General features: G+C 66.9%; 23 protein-coding genes. 15 read left to right on the plus strand and 8 right to left on the minus strand.

Annotation, left to right across the window (positions count from 1 at the left end; all coding sequences use genetic code 11):
- Positions 1 to 97: 97 nt before the first annotated feature.
- Positions 98 to 1,099, minus strand: a complete 1,002-nt coding sequence (locus K0O62_RS19545) for a LacI family DNA-binding transcriptional regulator (protein ID WP_073853520.1) — start codon at positions 1,097 to 1,099, stop codon at positions 98 to 100.
- Positions 1,100 to 1,206: 107 nt separating this feature from the next.
- Between K0O62_RS19545 and K0O62_RS19550 the strand changes: the two genes are divergently transcribed.
- Genes K0O62_RS19550 through K0O62_RS19565 form a run of 4 tightly spaced genes read left to right on the plus strand, consistent with a single transcriptional unit; the run spans position 1,207 to position 5,253 of the window.
- Positions 1,207 to 2,370 carry a phytanoyl-CoA dioxygenase family protein gene (locus K0O62_RS19550; RefSeq protein ID WP_073853518.1) on the plus strand — a complete coding sequence of 388 codons (1,164 nt, stop codon included), beginning with the start codon at positions 1,207 to 1,209 and terminating at the stop codon, positions 2,368 to 2,370.
- The gene (locus K0O62_RS19555) at positions 2,367 to 3,386 is read left to right on the plus strand and encodes a Gfo/Idh/MocA family protein (RefSeq protein WP_073853516.1); all 1,020 of its coding nucleotides are present in this window, start codon (positions 2,367 to 2,369) and stop codon (positions 3,384 to 3,386) included. The genes K0O62_RS19550 and K0O62_RS19555 overlap by 4 nt, the downstream gene beginning before the upstream one ends.
- The gene (locus K0O62_RS19560; RefSeq protein WP_079244554.1) at positions 3,383 to 4,255 is read left to right on the plus strand and encodes a sugar phosphate isomerase/epimerase family protein; all 873 of its coding nucleotides are present in this window, start codon (positions 3,383 to 3,385) and stop codon (positions 4,253 to 4,255) included. The genes K0O62_RS19555 and K0O62_RS19560 overlap by 4 nt, the downstream gene beginning before the upstream one ends.
- On the plus strand, positions 4,252 to 5,253 hold the full coding sequence (locus tag K0O62_RS19565) for a Gfo/Idh/MocA family protein (protein ID WP_073853514.1): 1,002 nt from the start codon (positions 4,252 to 4,254) through the stop codon (positions 5,251 to 5,253). The genes K0O62_RS19560 and K0O62_RS19565 overlap by 4 nt, the downstream gene beginning before the upstream one ends.
- Here K0O62_RS19565 and K0O62_RS19570 read toward each other — a convergent pair.
- The 4 genes from K0O62_RS19570 to K0O62_RS19585 form a co-directional block, all read right to left on the minus strand.
- Positions 5,250 to 5,723: an SRPBCC family protein gene (locus K0O62_RS19570; protein WP_073853512.1), complete on the minus strand. Its 474-nt coding sequence runs from the start codon at positions 5,721 to 5,723 to the stop codon at positions 5,250 to 5,252. The genes K0O62_RS19565 and K0O62_RS19570 overlap by 4 nt on opposite strands.
- A gap of 112 nt (positions 5,724 to 5,835) precedes the next feature.
- Positions 5,836 to 6,654, minus strand: a complete 819-nt coding sequence (locus tag K0O62_RS19575; RefSeq protein ID WP_073853510.1) for an ATP-binding cassette domain-containing protein — start codon at positions 6,652 to 6,654, stop codon at positions 5,836 to 5,838.
- Between the two features lie 4 nt (positions 6,655 to 6,658).
- Positions 6,659 to 7,717, minus strand: coding sequence for an ABC transporter permease (locus K0O62_RS19580; RefSeq protein WP_073853508.1), 1,059 nt, complete (start codon positions 7,715 to 7,717; stop codon positions 6,659 to 6,661).
- Between the two features lie 16 nt (positions 7,718 to 7,733).
- Complete coding sequence (locus tag K0O62_RS19585; RefSeq protein ID WP_073853506.1) at positions 7,734 to 8,753, minus strand: substrate-binding domain-containing protein; 1,020 nt, start codon at positions 8,751 to 8,753, stop codon at positions 7,734 to 7,736.
- A gap of 320 nt (positions 8,754 to 9,073) precedes the next feature.
- Between K0O62_RS19585 and K0O62_RS19590 the strand changes: the two genes are divergently transcribed.
- Entirely contained in the window at positions 9,074 to 9,838 is a 765-nt protein-coding gene (locus tag K0O62_RS19590; RefSeq protein ID WP_073854335.1) for a TIM barrel protein, read from the plus strand.
- Positions 9,839 to 9,854: 16 nt separating this feature from the next.
- On the opposite strand, the gene K0O62_RS19595 is transcribed toward K0O62_RS19590, so the two are convergent.
- Positions 9,855 to 10,634 (minus strand): GntR family transcriptional regulator, encoded by a 780-nt coding sequence (locus K0O62_RS19595; RefSeq protein ID WP_272939029.1) that lies wholly within the window; start codon positions 10,632 to 10,634, stop codon positions 9,855 to 9,857.
- A 107-nt stretch (positions 10,635 to 10,741) separates the two neighbouring features.
- Between K0O62_RS19595 and iolC the strand changes: the two genes are divergently transcribed.
- The 9 genes from iolC to K0O62_RS19635 all read left to right on the plus strand — a co-directional run bounded on the left by iolC (position 10,742) and on the right by K0O62_RS19635 (position 20,333).
- Positions 10,742 to 11,728, plus strand: a complete 987-nt coding sequence (gene iolC / locus K0O62_RS19600) for a 5-dehydro-2-deoxygluconokinase (protein WP_234799940.1) — start codon at positions 10,742 to 10,744, stop codon at positions 11,726 to 11,728.
- Complete coding sequence (locus K0O62_RS19605; RefSeq protein WP_073853504.1) at positions 11,721 to 12,617, plus strand: Cgl0159 family (beta/alpha)8-fold protein; 897 nt, start codon at positions 11,721 to 11,723, stop codon at positions 12,615 to 12,617. Before iolC ends, K0O62_RS19605 begins: the two co-directional genes overlap by 8 nt.
- Positions 12,617 to 13,483, plus strand: a complete 867-nt coding sequence (iolB, locus tag K0O62_RS19610) for a 5-deoxy-glucuronate isomerase (RefSeq protein WP_073853502.1) — start codon at positions 12,617 to 12,619, stop codon at positions 13,481 to 13,483. The genes K0O62_RS19605 and iolB overlap by 1 nt, the downstream gene beginning before the upstream one ends.
- 2 nt (positions 13,484 to 13,485) lie before the next feature.
- Positions 13,486 to 15,450: a 3D-(3,5/4)-trihydroxycyclohexane-1,2-dione acylhydrolase (decyclizing) gene (gene iolD / locus K0O62_RS19615; protein WP_073853500.1), complete on the plus strand. Its 1,965-nt coding sequence runs from the start codon at positions 13,486 to 13,488 to the stop codon at positions 15,448 to 15,450.
- A 33-nt stretch (positions 15,451 to 15,483) separates the two neighbouring features.
- The gene (locus tag K0O62_RS19620; protein ID WP_073853498.1) at positions 15,484 to 16,389 is read left to right on the plus strand and encodes a sugar phosphate isomerase/epimerase family protein; all 906 of its coding nucleotides are present in this window, start codon (positions 15,484 to 15,486) and stop codon (positions 16,387 to 16,389) included.
- Positions 16,390 to 16,409: 20 nt separating this feature from the next.
- Positions 16,410 to 17,453: a Gfo/Idh/MocA family protein gene (locus tag K0O62_RS19625; RefSeq protein ID WP_073853496.1), complete on the plus strand. Its 1,044-nt coding sequence runs from the start codon at positions 16,410 to 16,412 to the stop codon at positions 17,451 to 17,453.
- Position 17,454: 1 nt separating this feature from the next.
- Positions 17,455 to 18,330 (plus strand): sugar phosphate isomerase/epimerase family protein, encoded by an 876-nt coding sequence (locus tag K0O62_RS19630; RefSeq protein WP_073853494.1) that lies wholly within the window; start codon positions 17,455 to 17,457, stop codon positions 18,328 to 18,330.
- Between the two features lie 86 nt (positions 18,331 to 18,416).
- Positions 18,417 to 18,548 (plus strand): hypothetical protein, encoded by a 132-nt coding sequence (locus tag K0O62_RS28910; protein WP_264002158.1) that lies wholly within the window; start codon positions 18,417 to 18,419, stop codon positions 18,546 to 18,548.
- A gap of 147 nt (positions 18,549 to 18,695) precedes the next feature.
- A complete protein-coding gene (locus tag K0O62_RS19635; RefSeq protein ID WP_073853492.1) occupies positions 18,696 to 20,333 on the plus strand; it encodes a fatty acyl-AMP ligase in 1,638 nt (545 codons plus the stop codon).
- A 102-nt stretch (positions 20,334 to 20,435) separates the two neighbouring features.
- Here K0O62_RS19635 and K0O62_RS19640 read toward each other — a convergent pair whose 3' ends face one another.
- Positions 20,436 to 22,610 carry a glutamine synthetase III family protein gene (locus tag K0O62_RS19640; RefSeq protein WP_073853490.1) on the minus strand — a complete coding sequence of 725 codons (2,175 nt, stop codon included), beginning with the start codon at positions 22,608 to 22,610 and terminating at the stop codon, positions 20,436 to 20,438.
- 166 nt (positions 22,611 to 22,776) lie between these two features.
- On the opposite strand from K0O62_RS19640, the gene K0O62_RS19645 reads away from it, so the two are divergent.
- Entirely contained in the window at positions 22,777 to 24,312 is a 1,536-nt protein-coding gene (locus tag K0O62_RS19645) for an HNH endonuclease signature motif containing protein (RefSeq protein WP_079244466.1), read from the plus strand.
- 2 nt (positions 24,313 to 24,314) lie between these two features.
- Here the strand turns inward: K0O62_RS19645 and K0O62_RS19650 are convergent, their stop codons facing one another.
- On the minus strand, positions 24,315 to 25,253 hold the full coding sequence (locus K0O62_RS19650) for a LysR family transcriptional regulator (RefSeq protein ID WP_073853488.1): 939 nt from the start codon (positions 25,251 to 25,253) through the stop codon (positions 24,315 to 24,317).
- Positions 25,254 to 25,321 lie beyond the last annotated feature (68 nt).

The following is a 25,321-nucleotide window of genomic DNA, read 5'->3' on the forward strand; positions in this document are numbered from 1 at the left end:
CATCTCGACGTGGCTGTCGGGCGAAATGGTAGTCGGCGTCTGCCGCTTTCAGCCATTCCGCAGCTTCGGCCCGTACCCCGCCCGGCCAGGCCGACGGCTATCCGGGCAGGTTGTAGGGGGTGACGACCTGAATGGGGGTGGGACGCACCGGTTCGGAGGGAAGAGCGCCGTGCTGCTGGAGCAACACCCGCATGGCCAACCGGGCATCGGCGCGCAGATCGTTGTGCAGCACCACCGAAAGCTTGCCTTCCCGCAGCAGCCGGCGATTGTCGACGTCGAGGTCGTGGGCGACGAAGACTCTGCACCTCCGGCCCAACCGCGCGAATGCGGCGACGGTCGCGGCATTACCGCCGCCCGGGGAGTACACGGCCTCGATCCCGGGGTGGCGTTTCAGCGCGTCGAGAACCAGCCGTTCGTTGGTGACATCGATACCGTCGCTGTCGCTGACCTCGACGATGTCGTGCCCGGTACCCCGCAGGCCGGCGCGAAACCCCACCTCGCGCTCCCCCTCGCCCCGAAACACCGTGCGGCTCAGTGTGATCAACACTCCCGACGGGGCGGCGCCCAGCCATTGGTTGACCAGGAACGCCGCCGTCAGCCCGGCCCCGTGGTTGTCGATACCGACATAGGCGCAGCGGTCGCTGTTGGCCACATCGGTGGTGTAGGTCACCACCGGCACTCCCCCGGCGACCAGCCGGTCGACCGCCTCGGCGACCTCGGGTTCGTCCTGCGCCTTCAGGATGACGCCGTGGCTGCCCTTGATCCGGTCCAACTCGGCGGCCATATCGGCCGCCGACCCCGACTCCCACAGGTGAAATCGGGCTCGCGGCACGGCCGGCGCGAAGGCCGGCAACTCGGCCTCGATGGCCGCCCGGAACGCATCGGAGAATCGTTGCGGGGTCTGCATCACCACATCGAACAGATAACGACGGCCGTTGAGCCGCAACTGCGCTCGCTGCTTGTCCAGGTCCGCGACGGCTTGACGCACCTCGGCGCGGGTGTTCTCCCGGACCCCCGGCCGGTTGTTGAGAACCCGGTCGACCGTCGCCTCGCTCAACCCGGCCTGCTGCGCGATCTCGCGGACCTTGTACCGGTGCATCGTGCCTTCCTTGCTCTGCGCGCGGGTGGACGGTTGAGCGGTGGTGATGGTTTTTTGATGGTTTTTCGCTGTTGATTGCGGTCGTGGTCACAGCAAGACTAACCCTCATGCCCGCTTCACTCGCCGCTTCCGGACCGAGCTGGATCACCGAGTCCCAGTGCGATCTCGACGAGTTCGGTAGCCAGGTGCTGCGCGGCACCGATCTGGCCGACTACCCGCACGCCACCGACGTCCGGCGCAACGTGCTGGTGTACTCGGCCGCCGATATCGCGGGGGCTGATCGACGGGCACTGCAGGCCGAGCTGATCGTGGCGCTCACCGACGGGCCGGGCGTGGTCGTGTTCGAGGGCGCCTTCGCCGACGAGGTGGTGGACCGTGCCTCCGCTGCGTTCACCGACATCATCGCCGACCAGCGCGCCGCGGGCGGCGCCGCCGGGGATCATTTCGGTAAGGCCGGGGCCAACGACCGGGTCTGGAACGCCGCCCAGAAACTGGCCCTGCGCTCCCCCGAGGTGTACGCGCACTACTACGCCGCGGACACCCTGGCGCTGGTGTCGCAGGCCTGGCTGGGCCCGCGGTATCAGCTCACCTCACAGGTCAATGTCGTCAATCCCGGTGGCGCCGCGCAGATTCCGCACCGCGATTACCACCTGGGCTTCGTCGACCCCGACCGGCTGGCGGACTACCCGGGGCACATGCACCGGATGTCGGCGGCGTTGACGCTGCAGGGCGCGGTCGCGCACTGCGATATGCCATTGCAGAGCGGACCGACGATGCTGCTGCCGTACTCGCAACGATTCGCAGCGGGCTACATCGCGTTCTACCGGCCGGAGTTCATCGAGTTCTTCGCCGCACATCACGTCCAGGTGCCGCTGCGCAAGGGTGATGCGGTCTTCTTCAACCCGGCGCTGTATCACGGTGCGGGAGCGAATACTTCGACCGATATCAGCCGGATGGCCAATCTGCTGCAGATCTCGTCCCCGTTCGGCCGGGCGATGGAGGCGCTGGACCGCACCGCGATGGTCAAGGCGGTCTACCCGGTGCTGCTGGACATGCGGCGCGCCGGCCGCCCGGACGGCGAGCTGGCCAACATCGTCAACGCCACCGCCGAGGGCTACGCCTTCCCGACCAACCTCGACCGCGATCAGCCGATCGGCAGCCTGGCGCCACCGAGTCAGGTGGACACCGTGCTGGCCGCACTGGCCGACGGGCTCAGCGCCACCGAACTCCACGACATCCTCGACGCACAGAACGAACGGAGAATTCCATGACCACCATCGGCGTGATCGGACTGGGCCGCATCGGCGCATTCCACACCGAAACCCTGTCCGGGCTCACGGGAGTGGACGAACTGGTGATCACCGACGAGCGCGCCGACGTGACGGCCGCGGTGGCGGCCAAGCACGGGGCCAGGGCCGTCGACTCGGTGGAGGCACTGCTGTCCGCGGGGGTCGACGGTGTGGTGGTGGCCGCGGCCACCCCGGCGCACGCCGAGCTCACCCTGGCATCAGTGCAGCGCGGTATCCCGACGTTCTGCGAGAAGCCGATCGCCTCCACCGCCGCCGAGAGCGCGCGGATCGCCGAGATCATCACCGGCTCCGGGGTTCCGGTCCAGGTCGGGTACCAGCGTCGCTTCGACGCGGCGTTCGCGGCTGCCAAGAGCGCCGTCGACAGTGGCGCGCTGGGCACCCTGCACACGGTGCGCAGCACCACGATGGATCCCGCTCCCCCACCGATGGACTACATCAGGGGTTCGGGCGGGATCTTCCGGGACTGCGCCGTCCACGATTTCGACATCCTGCGCTGGATCACCGGCCAGCAGCCGGTCGAGGTGTACGCCACCGGAACGGTGCAGGGTGATCCGCTGTTCACCGAGTACGGCGATGTGGACACCGCCGCGGTGGTGGTGCGGTTCGACGGCGGCGCCCTCGGGCTCGTCTCCAACGCCCGCTACAACGCCCGCGGCTACGACTGCCGCCTGGAGGTGCACGGGTTCGACGACAGTGTCGCCGCCGGCTGGGATCAGGGCGCGCCGCTGCGGAACATGGATCCGGGCAACGAGTTCCCGACGGGACCGGCGCACAACTTCTTCATGGACCGCTTCACCGAGGCGTTCCGCACCGAGTTGGCCGGTTTCGTCGAGGTGGCCCAGGGCGGACCGGTGCGCGGTGCGACGGTGGCCGACGCCGTCGAGGTGGCCTGGTTGGCCGAGGCCGCCACCGAGTCCCTGCGCCGGGGTGCCCCGGTAGCACTTGAGTCGGTTAGAAAGAAGGTAAGCAACCCATGAGCACCAACGCCATCAAAATCGCGGGAGCGCCCATTTCCTGGGGTGTCTGCGAGGTACCGGGTTGGGGTTTCCAACTCGACCCCGAACAGGTCCTCGGTGAGATGCGCGCGGTCGGCCTGACCGCCACCGAACTCGGCCCGGACGGTTTCCTGCCCGCCGACACCGAGGCGCTGAAGTCGGTCCTGGCCCGGCACGAGCTGTCCTGCGTCGGAGGATTCGTCCCGGTGGTGGCGCACCGGACCGATCACGATCCGGCCGAAGACCTTGCCGGACCGCTGAATTCGCTGGTCGCCGCGGGTGCGGGAGTCGTCGTGCTCGCCGCGGCCACCGGCGCCGATGGCTACGATTCCCGGCCGGTGCTCGACGACGAGCAGTGGTCGACGCTGCTGTCGAATCTGGACCGGCTGGCCGGCATCGTCGCCGAACGGGGTCTGCTCGCGGTGCTGCATCCGCATGTCGGCACCATCGTGGAGTCCCGCGCCGAGGTCGACCGGGTACTGGCCGGATCCTCGATCCCGCTGTGCCTGGACACCGGCCATCTCCTGATCGGCGGCACCGATCCGGTGGAGCTGGCGAAGACGGTGCCCCAGCGCATCGCGCACACCCATCTCAAGGATGTCGATGCCGCACTGGCGGCCAAGGTGCAGTCCGGTGAGCTGAGCTACACCGATGCGGTGAAGGCCGGCATGTACACGCCGTTGGGCACCGGCGACGTCGATATCGCCGGGATCGTCTCCGTCCTGCGGGACAACGGTTTCGACGGCTGGTTCGTGATGGAACAGGACACCATTCTGGAGGGCGCACCGGACGGTGCGGGACCACTCGCCGATGTGCGGAGCAGCGTCACGTACCTGAACAGCGTGACATGACCCGTACCGACGGTCTGCGCATCGGCGTGCTCGGCGCCTCCCGCATCGCCGAGTCCGCCATCGTCGGACCCGCAGCAGAACTCGGCCACCGCCTGGTCGCCGTGGCGGCCCGGGACCGCAGCCGTGCCGACGGGTTCGCCGAGAAGTACGGCGTGGAACGGGTTCTCGACTCGTATCAGGACGTCATCGACGACGCGTGCGTCGATGTCATCTACAACCCGCTGGCCAACTCGCTGCACGCACCGTGGAATCTGGCCGCCATCGCGGCCGGCAAACCGGTCCTCAGTGAGAAGCCGTTCGCCCGGGACCGGTCCGAAGCGCTGCGGGTCGCCGACGCGGCGCGGTCGGCGGGTGTCACCGTGCTGGAAGGCTTCCACTACTTCTTTCATCCGGTGACCCAGCGGGCGTTCGCACTGGCGGCCGACGGAGCCCTCGGCGCCGTCCACCGGGTGGAGGTCGCCATGGCGATGCCGGAGCCGGCCGCCACCGACCCACGCTGGTCGCTGGACCTGGCCGGTGGGGCCTTGATGGACCTGGGCTGTTACAGCCTGCACGTCATGCGAACCCTGGGTCGGCTCGGCGTCCCCGGTCTCGGTGGCGCCCCGTCGATCACCCGCGCACACGCCGTACTGCGTTCACCGGGTGTCGATGCGAGCTGCGACGTCGAGCTCGCCTTCCCCGACGGGGCGACCGGGGCGACCACCAATTCCATGGTGGCACCGGACTATTCGTTCACGCTCAAGATCTCCGGCAGCCTCGGCGACGTGCTCGTGCACGATTTCATCCGGCCCGGCCGGGACGACCGGCTCACCTTGGTCACCGACGACGGCCCGCGTGTGGAGCGTCTGGGCACGCGGGCGTCCTACACCTACCAGCTGGAGGCGTTCGCTGCGCATGTCCAGCATGGCGCGGCACTTCCGTTCGGCACCGATGATGCGGTCGCCAATATGGCGTTGGTCGACGCGGCCTACCGGTCGGCCGGGCTGCGGCCGCGCTAGTTCGTGTAGTACCGCTCGGCCAGCGCAGTCAGCGTCGACTCGATGCCCTCGGCATTCTTCTTCTGCATGCCCAGGAACTCGATGAGGAACGGCGACTTGGCGCCTGCGTAGTCGAACGTCTCGGTCACCTTCGTGGTGCCCGGGCTGACCTCGGCCAGTTCCCAGCGCCACCGGTGCCCGAGCGGATGCTGCCACTCGACCAGACGGTTCTCCTCGACGGCGGTGGCCGTCGAGGTGATCTTGTAAGGCAGCCCGTACTGCTTCATGCCGACGGTGAACGTGTCACCCACGCTCAGATGGTGCGGCCCTTTGACGGTGACGTCACGGACCGTGCCGGATCCGTCGATGTCGTGGTGGCGGTGGGGGTCCACGATCAGTTCGAAGATCGTGGCCACCGGCGCGGAGACCTGCACGCTACGGCTGACGGCCTTGGGTCCTGCGTCTTCTGTCTTCAGCGTTGACGGGGTCATGGCCGCCGTATACCCGGGGGCCCGCGGTGTTACACGGCGTTGTTACCGGCAACACGATTTCGGCGCGATTGCGTTCGACAAGCGAACGTCACCGCGCCGAAATCGTCAGGAACTACTTACGCCCGAGCTCATGGGACAGTGCCTCCAGCTCGTCGCCACCGGCCATCTGCTGGGTCAGATGCTCCAGCGAGATCTCGTCATAGGTGCAGTCCAGCTTCTGCCGACCGCGGTTCAGCAGCACGAAATGATCGCCGACCATGTGTGCATGGTGCGGGTTGTGCGTGATGAACACGACCCCGAAACCGGCCTCCTTGGCGGCGGTGATGTACTTCAGCACCACACCGGACTGCTTCACCCCGAGCGCGGCGGTCGGCTCATCGAGGATGAGCACCCGCGCACCGAAGAACACCGCCCGCGCGATCGCGACACACTGGCGCTGACCACCGGACAGTGATCCGATCGGCGCGTCCACATCGGGTAGTTCGATGCCCATCTTGGCCAGTTCGGCCAACGTGGTCGCCCGCATGGCGTTGGCGTCCAACGAATACGGGAACGACTTCTTACGTACCTCCTGGCCGAGGAAGAAGTTGCGCCACACCGGCATCAGCGGCACCACCGCGAGGTTCTGATAGACGGTCGCGATGCCCTTGCCCAGTGCGTCCGCCGGCGAGGAGAACTTGGTCGGCTCACCGTCGACCAGCAGTTCGCCCTCGGTCTGCTGGTGCAGTCCGGCGATGATCTTGATCAAGGTGGACTTACCGGCGCCGTTGTCGCCGAGGATTCCGGTCACCTGGCCGGCGTGCACCCGCAGGCTGATGTCCTTCAGCGCGTGGATGTGGCCGTAGGACTTGCCGACGTTGCGCAGCTCGACCAGCGGCGTCTGCCCGCCGGCCGATGCTTCGTTGCTCTGGGTTTGCACTGTAGCGGTCATCGGATCACTTCTTCGCTGCGTAGTTACGGAAGGCGTTGTTGGCGATCACCGCGAAGAGCAGCATGCCGCCCAGGAAGAACTTGAACCAGTCCGGGTTCCAACCCGCGTAGACGATGCCCTGATTGGTCATCCCGAAGATGAACGCACCGATCGCGGCGCCGATCGCGGTGCCGTAGCCGCCGGTGAGCAGACAGCCGCCGATCACCGCGGCGATGATGTAGAAGAACTCGTTGCCGATGCCCTGCCCGGACTGCACGGTGTTGAACGCGAACAGCAGGTGCATGCCGACGAACCAAGCGCAGAAGCCGACGAACATGAACAGGCCGATCTTGACCTTGGTCACCGGAATACCGATGGCACGGGCACTTTCGGCATCGCCGCCGACGGCGAAGATCCAGTTGCCGATCTTGGTCTTGAACAGCACCCAGGTCGCCACGGCGGTGAACACCAGCCACCAGATCACGGTGACGCGGATGCCGACACCGAACACGACGAAGGTCGAGGAGAACACCTTCTGCGCCGAATCCCAGCCGGCCATATCGCTCACACTCTGGGTGGCAACCTGTCCGGCAACGAGTTTCGTGACGGCCAGGTTGATGCCGGCAAGCATGAAGAACGTGCTGAGTGTGATCAGGAAGCTGGGGATCTTGGTCTTCATCACCAGGAACCCGTTGAAGAAGCCCACCGCCAGCGCGAGCACCAGAGCCAGCGCCGCGCCGACCCACAGGTTGAGGTGCAGGTTGTAGGCGAGCATCGAGGCCGCCAGTGAACTGAACGTCACCGCCACGCCCGCCGACAGGTCGAACTCTCCGCCGATCATCAGTACCGCGACACCGCAGGCCATGATGCCGATGGTGCTGCTGGCGTAGAGCACGGTCGCCAGCGAGGAGGCCTCCCGGAACGGGGGCGCCACGACCAGGAATGCGATGAAGATCCCGATCGCACCGATACCGGCGCCCATCTCGGGCCGGATCAACAGACGCTGTAGACGATTTCGTTCCTTGACGCGTTCGTCGCGAACCACCTTGTGTTCGGCGACGTCCAGCGCTTCCTGGGTGGTCATGTTCTGCTCCTGGCTTCTAGCGAGTTCCGCCCTTGGCCAGTTCGGCCACGGCGTCGATGTTGGACTTGTCGATGAACGACGGGCCGGTAAGCGTCGCCTGACCGCCACCGATCAGGTTCTTGTTGTTCAGGTACAGCCACAGCGAGTCGATGGCCAGGTAGCCCTGCAGGAAGGGCTGCTGGTCGACGGCCCACTGCACGTCACCGTTCTGGATGGCGTCCACCAGCGCGGCGTTGGTGTCGAACGTGGTGATGTTCACGTTGCTACCGGCGTTGCTCTTCGACTGCACCGCGGTCAGCGCAATCGGCGCGCCGAGCGCGACGAGGGTGTCGACCGTGGGGTCCTGCTGCAGCTTGGCGGTGATGGTCGCCTCCACCGACGGCATGTCCTTGCTGTTGACGTTGAGGATCTCGGTCTGCCCGCCGAAGCCTTCCTTGACGCCTGCACAACGGGATTCGAGTGACACCTGTCCCTGTTCCTGGATGATGCAGACCACCTTCTGGGCGCCGTCGGCGGTGAGCCGCTCACCGGCCGCGATGCCCGCGAGCCTCTCGTCCTGGCCGAAGTACTGCTGGACGCCCATGGACTTGAAGTTGTCGAAGCCGGAGTTGAAGGCGACCACCGGGATGCCCTTGTCCAGAGCCGCCTTGATCGCCGGCGCCAACGCCTCGGGCTTGGCCAGCGTGACGGCGATGCCGTCGACGCCGCTGTCGATGGCGGCCTGCACCAGGTTTGCCTGATTCGGCGCCTCGGGATCGTTGGAGTAACGCAGCTCGATGTTGTCCTTCTTGGCCGCCGTCTCGGCGCCCTTGCGGATGAGGTCCCAGAACGAGTCGCCGGGCACCTCATGGGTGATCATCGCGACCGTCATGCGCGGGGTGTCCACGGTGCCGCCGCCACCGCCTTCTCCGGCACTGTCCGGCCTGCCGCCGGTGGACGAACACGCCGCCATGCCCAACGCCAACACGCTCGCTCCGGCAAAAACTGCAAATCGCTTCAACGGCTTGTGTGCTTTGCTCTTCGCGCGAGCGCTCATCGCTGTCTCTCCTCGTGTCAGATCGCCGTGTCGCCGGACGGGCCTGGGGCCGAAGCCGGACGCTACGCCTGCATTATTGATGTAATACGGCTCACACCAGAAAGTCAATACTTTGTCCTGACATTAGGACTGCAAGTCATTTGCTAGAGTGCGTTGTCCCAGGCCGCGCACCGCCGCACCGGGGGCGCAACTCGCTCAACCTGGTCACCGTCGCCAGAACGAACCGCCGGATCGGAGCTCCCATGTCCTCACCCCTGCCCTTCGGCCGCCCGGAGATCGACCGAGAACACGGCTCCCCTCGTGCGGAACGGGGTGCCGGCATGAGGCTGGCCGTCTGCGCGGAGATGGTGTTCACCAAGCTGCCGATCGCCGACCGGGTAAAGCGCATCCACGAACTGGGTTTCGATGTCGAGATCTGGAGCTGGCACGACAAGGATCTCGACGCGCTGGCCGCGACCGGCGCGCGGTTCTCCTCGATGACCGGGTACCTGCACGGAGATCTGATCGATCCGGACACCGCCGACGAAGTGGTGCGGACCGCCGAACTGAGCATCAAAGCAGCTGACACGCTGGGAGTTCCGCGGCTCAACCTGCACACCGCCGAACTGGTCGACGGCCACGCGGCCCGGCCGCGACACCGTGCCACCGGACAGATGTGGACGACGGCGCTGCGCACGCTGGAACGTATCGGCGCGCTCGGGGCGGCGGCCGGGGTGACCTTCTGCGTCGAGAACCTCAACACCGTCGTCGACCATCCGGGCGTGCCGTTGGCGCGCGCGAAGGACACCCTCGCCCTCGTCGAGGGGGTCGGGCACCCGAACGTGAAGATGATGCTGGACCTGTACCACGCCCAGATCGGCGAGGGGAATCTCGTCGACCTCGTGCGCCGCTGTGGGCCGGCGATCGGCGAGATCCAGGTCGCCGATGTGCCCGGGCGCTGCGAGCCGGGCACCGGCGAGATCCACTACCCCGCCGTCGCACGGGCGTTGCGCGACATCGGATATTCCGGGACCGTCGGCCTGGAGGCATTCGCGGCGGGCGACAGTTCTGCGGCCCTGCAGGCCTTCCGCGCGGCGTTTTCCTGAGAGGTTCAGCGCGGCGCTAGCGATCGACGAGCGTCGTCTCGAAGTAGTACCGCGATGCGCGATAACAGTGACTACCGAACTCGACCGCCCGGCCGGAGTCGTCGAATGCCGTCCGGCTCATGGTCAGCAGGGGCGCGCCGGCCTTCTCACCGAGCAGCCGGGCCTCGGTACGGTTGGCCGGTTTGGCGCCGATGCGCTGCCGGGCCAGCCGGATGTGCACACCCCGACCGCGCAGCGCCTGGTAGAGGCCGCTGGCTTCGAGCTCATCGGCGTCCGGCGCGATCTCGACGGGCAGATAGTTCGTCATCACCGCGAGCGGTTCGCCGTTGGCGCACCGCAGCCGCGCAATGGTGACGATCTCGTGGTCCTTGCCGAGGTTGAGCTCGGCGGCGATCTCCTCGTCGGCGATGCCGCACCGGTACTCGAGCAGCTGGGTCGTCGGGTCCTGCCCGGACTTGGCGAGGTCGTCGAACAGGCTGGTGAGCTCGACCCGGCGGTGCACGGGATTCTGCACGACCTGGGTACCGACGCCGCGCTTGCGCACCAGCAGACCCTTGTCGACGAGTTCCTGGATCGCGCGCCGGGTGGTGGGCCGCGACAGGGCGAGCCTGCCCGCGAGCGCCAGTTCGTTCTCGAACCGGTCGCCGGGGGCCAGCTCGCCGTTGCGGATCGCAGCTTCGATGGCCTGGGCGAGTTGGTAGTAGAGGGGAACAGGGCTGGACCTGTCGAGCTCAACAGCTAAAGGCACGTCCACTCCGATCTGGGGGCAACTGATCAGACAGATCAGCCAAACCATAGCACCATGACTGCAAGTTAGAATGTCAGGACAAACTATTGACATGAGTGAGTGACCCAAGGCACAGTCATAGAAGTAGAGCCCGCCCACGATCTTCGGGAGCCACAGTGTCTATTGAAAGGCCGTCCAGCACGGACCCGTTCGACGTCATCGCCATCGGTCGCAGCGGCGTGGACGTCTACCCCCTGCAGACCGGTGTCGGGCTGGAAGAGGTCGAGTCCTTCGGCAAGTTCCTCGGCGGCAGTGCCGCCAACGTCGCCGTCGCGGCGGCCCGTCTGGGCAACCGGACCGCACTGATCTCCGGCGCCGGCGACGATCCCTTCGGGCGCTTCGTCCGCAACGAACTCGCCCGCCTCGGCGTCGACAACCGCTTCGTGCGCACCCACGGTGAATACCCGACGCCGGTCACCTTCTGCGAGATCTTCCCGCCCGATGACTTCCCGCTGTACTTCTACCGCAAGCCTTCGGCACCCGATCTGCAGATCAGCGCCGACGAGATCGACACCGACGCCATCGCCAACGCCCGGCTGTTCTGGGCCACGGTCACCGGACTGTCCGAAGAACCCAGCCGCAGTGCACATTTCGCCGCACTCCAGGCGCGTGCGCGCGGTCCGCTGACGGTTCTCGACCTCGACTACCGCTCGATGTTCTGGGATACCCCGGCCGCGGCCACCGAGCAGGTACAGCACGCACTGCAACACGTCACCGTCGCGGTCGGCAACCGCGAGGAATGTGAGATCGCGGTCGGGGAGACCAGCCCGCACAGGGCCGCCGACGCACTGCTCGATCTCGGGGTCGAACTGGCCATCGTGAAGCAGGGCCCGCGCGGCGTGCTCGGCAAGACCAAGCACAGCTCGGTGACGGTGCCACCCAACGAGGTGGACGTCGTCAACGGGCTCGGCGCCGGGGATGCCTTCGGCGGCAGCCTGATCCACGGCCTGCTGCACGGCTGGCCGCTGGAGAAGACCCTGCGTTACGCCAACGCCGCGGGGGCCATCGTCGCCTCCCGCCTCGAATGCTCGACCGCGATGCCGACCGCCGCCGAGGTGGCCGATCTCGCCGAACAGACCGCTGTGGAGGCCGTCAATGTCTGAACCGACCTCTTCCCACGTCGCCCCGGCAACATACGCCGACATCACCGAGGTACGGGCATCCGACCCGGCCGCCGTCGCCAAGGCCTGGCGGGACCGCGCCACCCGCCCGACCGTGCGCGGTGACGGCCGGCTGATGATCGTGGCCGCCGATCACCCGGCCCGCGGAGCGCTCGCCGTCGGGTCACGTCCGACGGCCATGAACAACCGCATCGACCTGCTGGACCGGCTGCGTGCCGCCCTCGCCGACCCGGGCGTGGACGGGGTACTGGCCACCGCCGACATCCTCGATGACCTCGTTCTGCTGGGTGCGCTCGAGGACAAGGTGGTGTTCTCCTCCTTCAACCGGGGCGGGCTGGCCGGCTCCTCGTTCGAGCTGGACGACCGGATGACCGGTGCGACCGCGGCATCGACGGCGGCTGCCAACATGAACGGCGGGAAGATGCTGTGCCGCATCGATCTTGATGATCCCGGCACGGTGTCCACCCTCGCCGCGTGCGCACAGGCGGTCGACGAGCTGGCCGCCCACGGGCTGATCGCCATGCTGGAGCCGTTCATGTCCAGCCGCGTGGACGGCAAGGTCCGCAACGACCTCTCCCCCGACGCCGTCATCAAGTCCGTGCACATCAGCCAGGGGCTGGGCTCCACGTCGGCCTACACCTGGATGAAGCTGCCGGTCGTGCCCGAAATGGACAGGGTGATGGAGGCGACCACGCTGCCCACACTGCTGTTGGGCGGTGACCCCACCGACCCCGACGAGGCGTTCGCCAGCTGGGAGAAGGCCCTGGCACTGCCCGCCGTCAAGGGTCTGATCGTCGGTCGCACCCTGCTCTACCCAACCGACGACGACGTCGCCGGCGCCGTCTCGACCGCCGTGAAGCTGGTGCGCTGATGAAGTCCAAGTGGTACATCCCGGCCGGCACCGCGACCGCGCCCTACACCGTCGATGTCACCCCGGAGTCGGCCGGCTGGGCCGAGTCCAGCCTGCACGTGCTGGATCTCGACGCGGGTTCGGTCACCCGCAGCACCGGTGACAGTGAAGTGATGATCCTGCCGCTGGCCGGTGCCGGCACCGTCGGCTGCGACGGCCAGACCTTCGAACTGTCCCCGCGCGCCTCGGTTTTCGACGGCCCCGCGGACATGGTGTACGTCGGTATCGACCAGACCTACACGCTGGCCGGACACGGCCGCGTCGCGATCTGCGGTGCGCGCGCCACCCGGGCGTTCCCGAACCGCCGGGTCGCCGCCGCCGACGTGCCCGTCGAACTGCGCGGTGCCGGCAACTGCAGTCGACAGGTACACAATTTCGGCACCGCCACCACGTTCGAGGCCGACTCGTTGATCGCCTGCGAGGTCATCACCCCGGGCGGCAACTGGTCGAGCTACCCCGCGCACAAGCACGATGAGGACACCGGGTCCGAAACCCAGCTGGAAGAGATCTACTACTTCGAGATCGACGACAGCCCATCCGGGACACCGGGTTTCGGTTACCACCGGGTGTTCGGCACCCCGGATCGCCCCATCGAGGTGCTCGAGGAGGTGCGCTCCGGCGACGTCGTGCTGGTGCCCCACGGCTACCACGGTCCGTCGATCGCCGCGCCCGGCCACCACATGTACTACCTCAACGTGATGGCCGGGTCCGGCCCGAACCGCGCGTGGCTGATCTGCGACAACCCCGACCACACCTGGCTGCGCGACAGCTGGGAGCACCAGGAAATCGATCCGCGCCTGCCGATGCGCAAGACCCGAGGAGTCTGACCGTGGTTTCCACCGCGCCGAAGTCGACCGAGAAGCTGGCCGAGACCGAGTCGACCGTGCGACTCACCGTCGCGCAGGCCATTATTCGGTTCCTGGCCAACCAGTACGTCGAACACGACGGTGAGCGCACCAGGTTCTTCGCGGGCTGCTTGGGCATCTTCGGTCACGGCAATGTGGCGGGCCTGGGCCAGGCCCTGCTGCAGGACGAGATCGAGGCTGCGGAAGCGGGCCGGGAACCCGGGCTGAAGTACGTGCTGGGCCGCAACGAGCAGGCCATGGTGCACAGTGCGGTCGCCTACGCCCGGCAGAAGGACCGGCTGCAGGCCTGGGCCGTGACCGCGAGCGTGGGCCCCGGCTCGACCAACATGCTGACCGGCGCCGCGCTCGCCACCATCAACCGGCTGCCGGTGCTGCTGTTGCCCGCCGACACCTTCGCCACCCGGGTCAGTTCCCCGGTGCTGCAGGAACTCGAGCTGCCGTCCTCCGGCGATGTCACCGTCAACGACGCCTTCAAACCGCTGTCCCGGTACTTCGACCGGGTGTGGCGCCCCGAGCAGTTGCCCGCCGCGCTGCTGGGCGCGATGCGGGTGCTCACCGACCCCGTCGAGACGGGAGCGGCGACGGTGTCGATCCCGCAGGACGTCCAGGCCGAGGCGCACGACTGGCCGGAGTCGCTGTTCGCCGAGCGCACCTGGCACATCGCCCGCCCGCTGCCCGAGCGGTCGGTGATCGCGCGCGCCGCCGAGGTCATCGCCTCGGCCACCAAGCCGCTGATCATCGCCGGCGGTGGCCTGCACTACTCGTTCGCCGAAGATGCCCTGGCGGCGCTGGCCTCCCAGACCGGGATTCCGGTCGCCGAGAGCCAGGCCGGCAAGGGGTCGCTGCGCTACGACCACCCGCAGAGCGTCGGCGCGATCGGCTCCACCGGCACCACCGCGGCCAACGCGCTGGCCGCCGAGGCCGATGTCATCATCGGAATCGGCACCCGCTACAGCGATTTCACCTCGGCCTCGCGGACCGCGTTCAACAACCCCGCGGTGCGGTTCGTCAACATCAACGTGGCCTCGTTGGATTCGGTCAAGCAGGGTGGGATCAGCGTGGTCTCCGATGCCCGCGAAGCCCTGGAGGCCCTGGCCCCGGCACTGGACGGTTACACCGTCAGTGCCGAATACCGCGCCCGGGTGACCGAACTGGCCGCCGAGTGGGAGGACACCGTCAGCGCGGTCTACGCCACCTCCGATGATGCGCAGCTGAACCAGAACCAGGTGATCGGCCTGGTGAACACGCTGTCCGACCCACGCGACGTGGTGGTGTGCGCGGCCGGTTCGATGCCCGGTGATCTGCACAAGCTGTGGCGTACCCGGGACCGCAAGGGCTACCACGTCGAGTACGGGTTCTCCTGCATGGGCTACGAGATCGCCGGCGGTATCGGGGTGCGGATGGCCGCACCGGACCGCGATGTGTTCATCATGGTCGGCGACGGCTCATACCTGATGATGGCCACCGAGATCGCGACGGCCGTGCAGGAGGGCGTCAAGGTCATCCCGGTGCTGGTGCAGAACCACGGATTCGCCTCCATCGGTGGACTTTCCGAGTCGCTCGGCTCGCAGCGGTTCGGCACCGAATACCGCTACCGCAGCGCCGCGGGACGCCTCGACGGGGACAAACTGCCGGTCGATCTGGCCGCCAACGCCGCGAGCCTGGGCGCCGACGTCATCAAGGTCGCCACCGCCGCCGAGTTCGCCGATGCGGTCAAGGTGGCCAAGGCCGCCGAGGTCACCACGGTCATCTACGTGGAGACCGACCCGCGGATCTACGCCCCGGACAGCTTCTCCTGGTGGGACGTCCCGGTGTCCGAGGTATCGACCCTGGAGTCCACCCAGCAGGCCTACCAACGCTATTCGGAGTGGAAGAAAGTGCAACGTCCTCTGGTCCGCCCTTCAGATCAAGGCCCCTCAGACCGCTGACCCCTCAGACCGCCAGCCAGAAGGAAGCACCACATGTCGTCAATCCGCGTGGGATCCGCACCCGACTCCTGGGGCGTCTGGTTCCCCGACGATCCGCAGCAGACCCCGTACACCCGGTTCCTGGACGAGGTCGCCGAATCCGGTTACGAGTGGATCGAACTGGGCCCGTTCGGCTACCTGCCCACCGACCCGAAACAGCTCGCCGACGAGCTGGCCGAGCGCAACCTGCAACTGTCGGCCGGCACGGTGTTCGAGCACCTGCACCAGGATCACTCGTGGGACGCCGTGTGGTCCCAGATCGAGGACGTCGCCAAGCTCACCGCCGCGGTCGGCGGTGAGCACGTCGTCGTCATCCCGGAGATGTGGCGCGACCCGGCCACCGGCGCGGTACTCGAGGATCGCCATCTGACCCCCGAGCAGTGGCGCAAGAAGACCCAGGGCATGAACGAACTGGGTAAGGCCATGTTCGAGAAGTACGGTGTGCGTGCGCAATACCATCCGCACGCCGACAGCCACATCGACACCGAGGAGAACGTCTACCGCTTCCTCGACGGCACCGACGGCGAGTTCGTCAACCTGTGTCTGGACACCGGGCACATCAGCTATTGCGGCGGCGACAACATCGCCATCATCCGCCGCGCCCCGGAGCGGATCGGCTACCTGCACCTCAAGCAGGTGAATCCGGAGGTGCGCGCCAAGGTGGAGGCCGAGGACCTGCCGTTCGGTGAGGCCGTCAGGCTCGGCGCCATGACCGAACCGCCGCTGGGCATTCCGGAGATGCCGCCGCTGCTCGCCGAAATCGAGAAGCTCGGCATCGACGTGTTCGCCATCGTGGAGCAGGACATGTACCCCTGCGAAGTCGACGCACCGCTGCCCATCGCCAAACGCACCCGGGCATATCTGGGCTCGTGCGGCGTCCCCTCCGTTCGTTTCGACTAGACCTGTAGGAGTACCGACTCATGTCCGAACTGCGTGTGGCCGTGCTGGGTGTCGGCCTGATGGGCGCCGACCATGTGGCCCGGATCGATCGAAAGATCAAGGGTGCCCGGGTGGCCGTGGTCAACGACTTCGTCGCCGAGAAGGCCGAGCAGATCGCCGCCGGCATCGACGGCTGCCGTGCGATCGGTGATCCGCTGGATGCGATCGCCGACCCGGAGGTGGACGCCGTGGTGCTGGCCACCCCCGGCCCGACGCACGAGAAGCAGTTGCTGGCCTGTCTGGAGCACGGTAAGCCGGTGCTCTGCGAGAAGCCGCTGACCACCGACGTCACCACCTCGCTGGAGATCGTCAAGCGGGAGGCCGAACTCGGTAGGCGCCTCATCCAGGTCGGCTTCATGCGCCGGTTCGACAATGAATACGCCGCGCTCAAGGCCGCGATCGCGGCGGGCGACCTGGGCACACCACTGGTGATGCACTGTGCACACCGCAATCCCGCCGTCCCGCACGGCTTCGACAGCTCGATGGTGGTGCGCGACAGCCTGGTTCACGAGGTCGACGTCACCCGGTTCATCTTCGACGACGAGATCACCTCGATCCAGATCGTGAAGCCGGCCGCCAATCCGGCGGCGCCCGAGGGTCTGGCCGATCCGCAGATCGCGATCCTGCGGACCGCCTCCGGCAAGCATGTGGACGTCGAACTGTTCGTCACGACCGGCGTCGCCTACGAGGTGCGCACGGAGGTGGTCGGCGAAAAAGGCAGCGCCATGATCGGTCTGGACGTGAACCTGGTCCGCAAATCCGCACCGGGCACCTGGGGCGGGCAGATCACCCCGGGGTTCCGGGAACGGTTCGGCCAGGCCTACGACACCGAGGTCCAGCGCTGGGTGGACGCGGTAACGGCCGGTGTGACGGGCGGGAACTCCGCCGCCAATTTTGTAGATGGGCCGACCGCGTGGGACGGCTATGCCGCCGCCGCGGTCTGCGAGGCCGGGGTCCAGTCGCTGCACAGCGGTCTGCCCGTCGAGGTCGAGATGGTCGACCGCGCCTCCATCAAGGGAGCATGAGGTGAAGATCGCCCTGGATCCCACCCCGTTCCACCACGACCACGTTCTGCTCGACCTTCCGAAGGTGGTGGCCGAACTCGGGTATGAGTACCTGCAGCTGACACCGCACCGGGACTTCATCCCGTTCTACAACCACCCCCGCGCCGATGACGATCTGGTGGCCAAGTTCCGCAAGGCGTGCGCGGCCGCGGGTGTCGGCATCGCCTCGGTGCTGCCGGTGCTGCGCTGGTCCAGCCCGGACCCGGACGCCCGGGAGGCGGCGGTGCGCTACTGGAAGCGCGTCATCCAGATCACCGTGGATCTCGGCGTCAACGTCATCAACACCGAGTTCTCCGGTCGGCCGGAGAAGGCCGAGGAGTCCGAGCGGGCCTTCTTCCGGTCCATGGAGGAGCTGCTGCCGATCATCGAGCGCGAGGGCATCGATGTCCGGATCGACCCGCACCCCGATGATTTCGTCGAGGACGGGCTGGAAGCGGTGCGGATCATCCGCGGGGTCAACTCCCCCAACATCGGCATGGTCTACGTGGCCTGCCACAGCTACCACATGGGCGGCAGAATGACCGAGGTCATGCGGGCCGCCGGGGACAAGCTGCGGCTCGTGCACGTCGCCGACACCATGGATCATCACCGCAGTCACGGGTTGCGCTACATCACCAACCCGCCGGGCAATCCGGTGCGGGTGCACCAGCACCTCAAGATCGGCGACGGTGACATCGACTGGGATGAGTTCTTCGGCGGCCTGGGTGAACTCGGCTTCTACGACCGGGACGACACCGTGATGGTGTCCTCGGTATTCGCGGAGGACGAGAGCGCGCACGAGGTATCCCGCTACCAACTGAAGACCATGACCGAATACGTCGCGAAGTACAGGATGTAGCGCGAGCAGCGCGATCCGTGACCCGTCTGATGCGCACACCTCGACTCGTCGCCACCGCGTGAACCAGTGCCGGCGACGTGTCGCCGATGCACAACCCGGCGACCAGCCCCGTACCCATCGCCGATCGGATCGCCGACGACCCGCTCGCCGTGCGGGATTCGATCGGTTTCGCGGCCTTGAGCGATATGGCCGCCGAGTCCGCGCGGACGGTGCTCTGAATCCACGATTTCGACGCGCGTGAAAACTCCGCACGCTTTTCCGCTCGTCGAGGACTTCGAAAGCGCGGCTGGGCAGTACCATTTTGACCAGCTGGCATACGCATATCCCCCGGACCCCGGGATTTGCGCCTTATCCGGAGGATTGTCGTGAGCCGCTTTACAGAAACGATGTACGCGAACGCTCAGTCGAGCGTCAACGGTCTGGTGACCGGCGAACCCCATCATCCGATCCGCCACACCTGGCGTGAGGTGCACGAACGAGCGCGCCGGGTGGCAGGCGGCCTGGCCGCGGCGGGTATCGGACACGGCGACGCGATCGGAGTACTGGCGGGCGCTCCGGTGGAGATTGCCCCGACCGCACAGGCCCTGTGGATGCGCGGCGCCAGCATCACGATGCTGCACCAACCGACACCCCGGACCGATCTGGTGTCGTGGGCGAGCGACACCATCAACGTCGTCGACATGATCGCGGCAAAGGCGGTCATCGTCTCAGATCCGTTCATGGCCGCCGCTCCCGTGTTGGAAGAACACGGCGTCATGGTGCTGACGGTGGCAGAACTGCTTGCCGCAGAAGGCATCCAACCCATCCGAACCACCGGTGACGACGTCGCACTCCTGCAGTTGACATCCGGTTCGACCGGCTCGCCCAAGGCGGTCCGGATCACTCACGACAATCTCGTCGCCAACGCCGATGCGATGTTCGCCGGCGCCGAGGTCAACACCGACACCGATGTGATCGTGAGTTGGCTGCCACTGTTTCACGATATGGGCATGACCGGATTCCTCACGGTGCCGATGTATTTCGGGGCGGAACTGGTCAAGATCACGCCGATGGACTTTCTGACCGACATCCTGCTGTGGCCCAAGCTCATCGACAAGTACAGGGGCACGATGACGGCGGCGCCCAACTTCGCCTATGCGCTGCTCGCAAAGCGGCTGCGCAGACAAGCGAGAGCCGGCGACTTCGACCTCTCCACGCTGCGCTGGGCGCTGTCCGGCGCCGAGCATGTGGAACCGGCAGACGTCGAGGAACTCATCGAGGCAGGCAAACCGTTCGGACTGCGGCCCGAGGCGGTGTTGCCGGCCTACGGAATGGCCGAAACCACAGTTGCCGTGTCGTTCTCGGAGTGTGGTGGCGGGCTTGTGGTCGACGAGATCGACAGCGATCTCCTGGGCGCCTTGCGGATCGCAGTTCCCGCGGGCAAAGGCAGCAAGACGACACGGCTTGCCTGCCTCGGCCCCGTACTCGACGGCCTCGAGGCCCGCATCATCGGCGACAATGGTGATCTACTCGGCGCACGCAGCGTCGGCGTGATCGAACTCCGGGGCGGTCCAGTGACCGACGGTTACCTCACTCAGGGCGGATTCGTCGAAGTCAAGGACGAGCAAGGCTGGTATGACACCGGCGATCTCGGATACATCACCGAGACCGGCAGTCTGGTGGTGTGCGGCCGCGTGAAGGACGTCATCATCATGGCGGGCCGCAACATCTATCCCACCGATATAGAGCGTGCCGCGAGTCGAGTGCAGGGTGTCCGTCCGGGATGCGCGGTTGCGGTGCGACTGGACGCCGGGGATTCGCGCGAATCATTCGTCGTCGTGGTCGAATCCAATGCCTTCGACGATGCCGCCGCAGTCCGCCGGATCAAGCACGATGTCGCACACGAGGTCGTCGCCGAGGTCGACATGCGGCCACGCAACGTCGTGGTGCTCGGGCCGGGGGTGATCCCCAAGACACCCTCCGGCAAGCTGCGCCGAGCCTCATCTGCAGCATTCGCAAGCTGATACGCCGCTCGGGTCGAGGCCGCCGGGCCCGGGGGCCGAGGTCACCAGAGGCTCGGACGAGCCTGACCCCCGCACCCGGCGACAGTTGACGTGGCGGCGCGGCTACAGGATGTAGAGCATCTCCTGGTAGGTCGGCAGCGGCCACAGATCGTCGGCCACCACGCCCTCCAGCGTGTCCGCGGCGGCCCGGACCGCATCCATCGCCGGCAGCAGCACCTCCTTGGCGTGCATCGCCTCCTCGGTGGCACCGACGGCGTGGTGGGACAGCCCGTCCTTCAGTGCCGCCAACGCCTCGGTCAGCTCCTTGATGGGTGCCGAAACCATCTGCAGCAGGGTCAGATCCGCGTCGACGCCGGCCGCTTTGAGCGCGGAGACGTTCTGCGCCAGTTCGGTCTGGTAGCGCATCGCGGCGGGCAGGATGACCGTCGACCCGATCTCCAGTGCCAGCTTGGCCTCGACGGCGATGGTGAGGGCGTACTGCTCCATCCGCACCTCGTAGCGGCTGTGCAGTTCGCGCTCACTGAACACGCCGTACTTCTCGAAGACCTCGATGGCTTCCGGTTTCACCAGCTCCGGGATCGCGTCGAGGGTGGTCTTGAGGTTCGGCAGACCCCGCGCGGCGGCCTCGACCTGCCAGTTCTCCGAGTAGCCGTCCCCGTTGAACACCACCACGCCATGCTCGGTGATGACGTCGGTCAGCAGGGTCTGGACCGCGGAATCGAAGTCCACGCCGGCCTCGAGCGCGTTCTCCAACTCGGTGGCCATGTAGTCCAGCGAGTCGGCCATGATGGTGTTCAGGATGATCATCGGGACGTTGATGGTCTGCCCCGAACCCGGTGCGCGGAACTCGAACCGATTGCCGGTGAAGGCGAACGGGCTGGTGCGGTTGCGGTCGCCCGGATCGGTCGGCAGATGCGGCAGGGTGTCGACGCCGATCATCATGGTGCCCTTGCCCTTCGAGGACGTGGCTGCCCCCTTGGCGATCTGCTCGAAGACGTCGGCGAGCTGATCACCGAGGAAGATCGAGATGATCGCGGGCGGGGCCTCATTGGCGCCGAGCCGGTGATCGTTGGTCGCCGAGGCGACCGAGAGCCGCAGTAACCCGCCGAACTTGTGCACCGCGCGGATCACCGCGGCGCAGAAGACCAGGAACTGCGCGTTCTCATGCGGGGTGTCGCCGGGCACCAGCAGGCTGCCGAACTGCGCGTTACCCATCGAGAAGTTGACGTGCTTACCGGAACCGTTGACCCCGGCGAACGGCTTCTCATGGAACAGGCATTCCATGCCGTGCTTCTTGGCCACATTGCGGAAGATCGTCATCAACAGCTGCTGATGGTCGGCGGCGATGTTCGCCCGCTCGAACATCGGCGCGATCTCGAACTGGCCGGGCGCGACCTCGTTGTGCCGGGTCTTGGCAGGGATGCCGAGCTTGAACAACTCACGCTCGGTGTCCATCATGAACCCGAGAACGCGCTCGGGCACCGACCCGAAGTAGTGGTCGTCGAACTCCTGCCCCTTGGGCGGCTTGGCGCCGAACAGGGTGCGGCCCGCGTTCACCAGGTCGGGCCGGGCCAGGAAGAAGTGCCGATCGATCAGGAAGTACTCCTGCTCGGGCCCACAGAACGAGACGATATTGTCGAAGTCCTTGTGCCCGAACAGCTTCAGGATACGCTCCGCCTGGGCGCCCATGGCCTGCTGGCTGCGCAGCAACGGGGTCTTGAAGTCCAGCGCCTCCCCCGTCATCGACACGAAGACGGTGGGGATGCACAGCGTGTTGCCGTTGGGGTTCTCCAGGATGTAGGCCGGGCTGGTCACGTCCCAGCCGGTGTATCCACGTGCCTCGAAGGTGCTGCGCAGACCGCCGGAGGGGAAACTCGACGCATCGGGCTCACCCTGGATCAGGGTCTTGCCGGCGAACTCGGCCAGCGTCTGTCCGTCGGAGACCGGTTCCAGGAAGCTGTCGTGCTTCTCGGCGGTCAGGCCCGTCATCGGATAGAACACGTGCGCATAGTGCGTGGCGCCCTTGGACAACGCCCAGTCCTTCATCGCCGAGGCGACCGAGTCCGCGACGGCCGGGTCGAGCGTGGCGCCCTTCTCGATGGTCGCGACGACCGACTTGTACACCGACTTCGGCAGCCGCAGTTGCATCTCGGCCTTGGTGAAGACGTTGCTGCCGAAGATCTCTCCGGGCGCCTCGGTCGGGTCGAAGCAGATGGCCGGTGGCACGTAGGCCTCGACATTGTTGATGGCCCGCAGGCGCACCGTATTTCCGCTCAATGAAGTTCCTTTTCCTCGGGCTTGACCGGCCCACGGTAGAAACACTTGATGCCGAACCTGTTACGCACGAGTCAATAGCGCGAGTCACCTGGTTCGGCACGGGATCGCGTTGTCACTCTGAGAAGTTCCGCCCCAGCGACAACATGCGAAACTTGTCGGTTGTCGAATGCATGTTCGAACCATGGGGACGACGGTCATGCGGGCGATGACGGCGCTACGTGCCGCCCACCAAGCGTTCGCCGCATGCGATGTCGAATCGCTCACCCGCACAGAACTCATGGCGGTGATGGACGAGTACGAGACGCTGACCTGTCAGCTTCCCGCTCAGACCCATCGGATGCTGGCGCACTTGCAGGCCGAGACGACCGCGAAGGAGTTGGGCGCCGCGTCGTGGAACGAAGTGTTGCGCGTCCGCTGGCGGCTGTCCAAGGCGGAGGCCGGACGTCGGCTGGGCGAGGCGGCCATGCTCGGCCCGCGCCGCACCCTGACCGGTGAACCCCTGCCGGCGGCCCTGGCGGCCGTAGCAGCCGCGCAGGCCGCCGGGCTCATCAATGCCGATCATGTGAAGGTGCTGCGCGAGGCGATCGACGGCCTGCCCACCTTCGTCGACATGGCAGCGCGGCAGCAGTTCGAGGTCGACCTTGTACGACTCGCCGCATCGGTGGGCCCCAAGGAACTCAGGGACACCGCGGAATTCCGGCTGTTCCTCCTGGATCAGGATGGACCGGAACCCGATGACGCCGAACGGGAGAGAAGGCGCGGCGTCACCGTCGGCAAGCAGGGCCGCGATGCGATGACGCCGTTGACCGCCAACCTGAGCCCGGAAGCCTACGCGGTCTGGGAGGTGCTGTTCGCCAAGTTCGCCGCGCCGGGCATGTGCAACCCCGACGATGACGAGCCCTGCGTCTCGGGCACCCCCACCCAGGCACAGATCGACAACGACCACCGCACCCTGGCCCAGCGCCGGCACGACGCGATGCTCGTGATCGGGCGGATCGCATTGATGTGCGGGGATCTCGGTCAGCTCAACGGGTTACCGGTCTCGGTGATCATCCGCACCACACTGCAGGACCTGGAGTCCCGAGCCGGGCTCGGCGTCACCGGCGGTGGCAGCAAGATCCCGATCAAGGACGTGATCCGGATGGCGGCGCACGCCAATCACCATCTGGCCGTGTTCGACAAGGCCACCGGGTCCGCGCTGAACCATTTCCGGGCCCGCCGCACCGCCACCCCCGCACAGCGCGTCATGCTGATCGCCCGCGACGGTGGCTGCACGAAACCGTGCTGCACCAAGGGCTTCTACTACTGCCAGGTGCACCACGCCGAGGCGGCGTTCGCCGACGGCGGCAACACCAACGTCGACGACTTGACCCTGGCCTGCGGCTGGGACAACCGCGCAGTACACAAGGACGGCGGTTACACCACCTCCGTCAACGAGCGTGGCGTGGTGGAATGGCAGCCGCCACCGGCACTCGACAACGGCCAGGCGCGCATCAACTACTACCACCGGCCCGAGTTACTCACCTATCCCGACGAAAACGTATTGCGGGACATCGGTTTCGACGACCACCGCAGCTGGGATGACTTCGACGAGGCCTCCGTGCGCGCCGCCGACGCGGACATCCTGCGTTGGACCGAGCCGTGGGACCCGTGGCGACTGCCCGACGGCGAGGTCTGCGGCGCGCCGGTGCGCGGGCCGTGAGGTCACCCTGCGGTGGCCGACTCCCACCACTTGTCGATGCGGGCGCCGAGATCCATATCCTCGGCCACCGCGACCAGAGCCGCGGCGACGATCGAGGCCGGCATCCGGTCCAGCACCACCAGACCGATCGCCGGGCGCGGACCGTGCTGGACCATCGGCCGTGCCGCGAAGCCCGGCGGCACACCCAGCTGGGGCAGCCACGCGGTGGAGGCGATGGTCGCCCGCCGCGAGTTGGCGAGGTGGGCGTAGAGCGCATCCACCGAATCCGCCTCGACGACGGGCCGGTACTGCGCGCTCTCGGCGGCCATGTTGGCATCCAGGATCCGCCGGTTGCGCATCGTGGTCGTCAACATGCACAGTTCCAGCCCCGCCGCGCCCGACCAGCTGACCTCGGGCGCGCTCATCAGATCAAGGTCCGTCGGCGCGACCAGGACATAGCGCTCCCGATACAACTCGACCGCCCGCGTCCCGGGCGGCGCTTCGTCATCCAGATACGTCAGTCCGGCGTCGATCTCGAAGTCGGCCAGTTGGCGGGCGATCTCCCGGGAGGACAACGCCTCGATCCGCACCGCCGCGTCCGGATTGCGACGCAGGAATTCGGTGGTGACGAACGGACTGGCCGGCACCGCGGTGGGGATCGCGCCGATCCGCGCGGTGGCCGTCAACCGGCCGCGCATCCGTTCCAGGTCGGCGAGCATCTCATCGCGTTCGGCGATGATCCGTTGCGCCCACGTCACGACGCGACGCCCCTCCTCGGTGAACCCCTCGAAGCGGTGCCCGCGTTGCACGATGACGATGCCCAGATCCTTCTCCAGCCGCCGGATCGCCACCGACAGCGTCGGCTGACTCACGTGACATCGTGCCGCGGCCCGCCCGAAGTGGCGTTCGGCGGCCAGCGCCAACAGGTAGTCCAGATGCTGAAACAGCACGTCGCTTGCCATGGCCCCTCAGATGCTCGGTCCGACTCGATAGATACGCTCTATCACTGCATGTGAAATGGCAAATATCA

The sequence above is a fragment of the Mycolicibacterium diernhoferi genome, from assembly GCF_019456655.1.
Classification (GTDB): Bacteria; Actinomycetota; Actinomycetes; order Mycobacteriales; family Mycobacteriaceae; genus Mycobacterium; species Mycobacterium diernhoferi.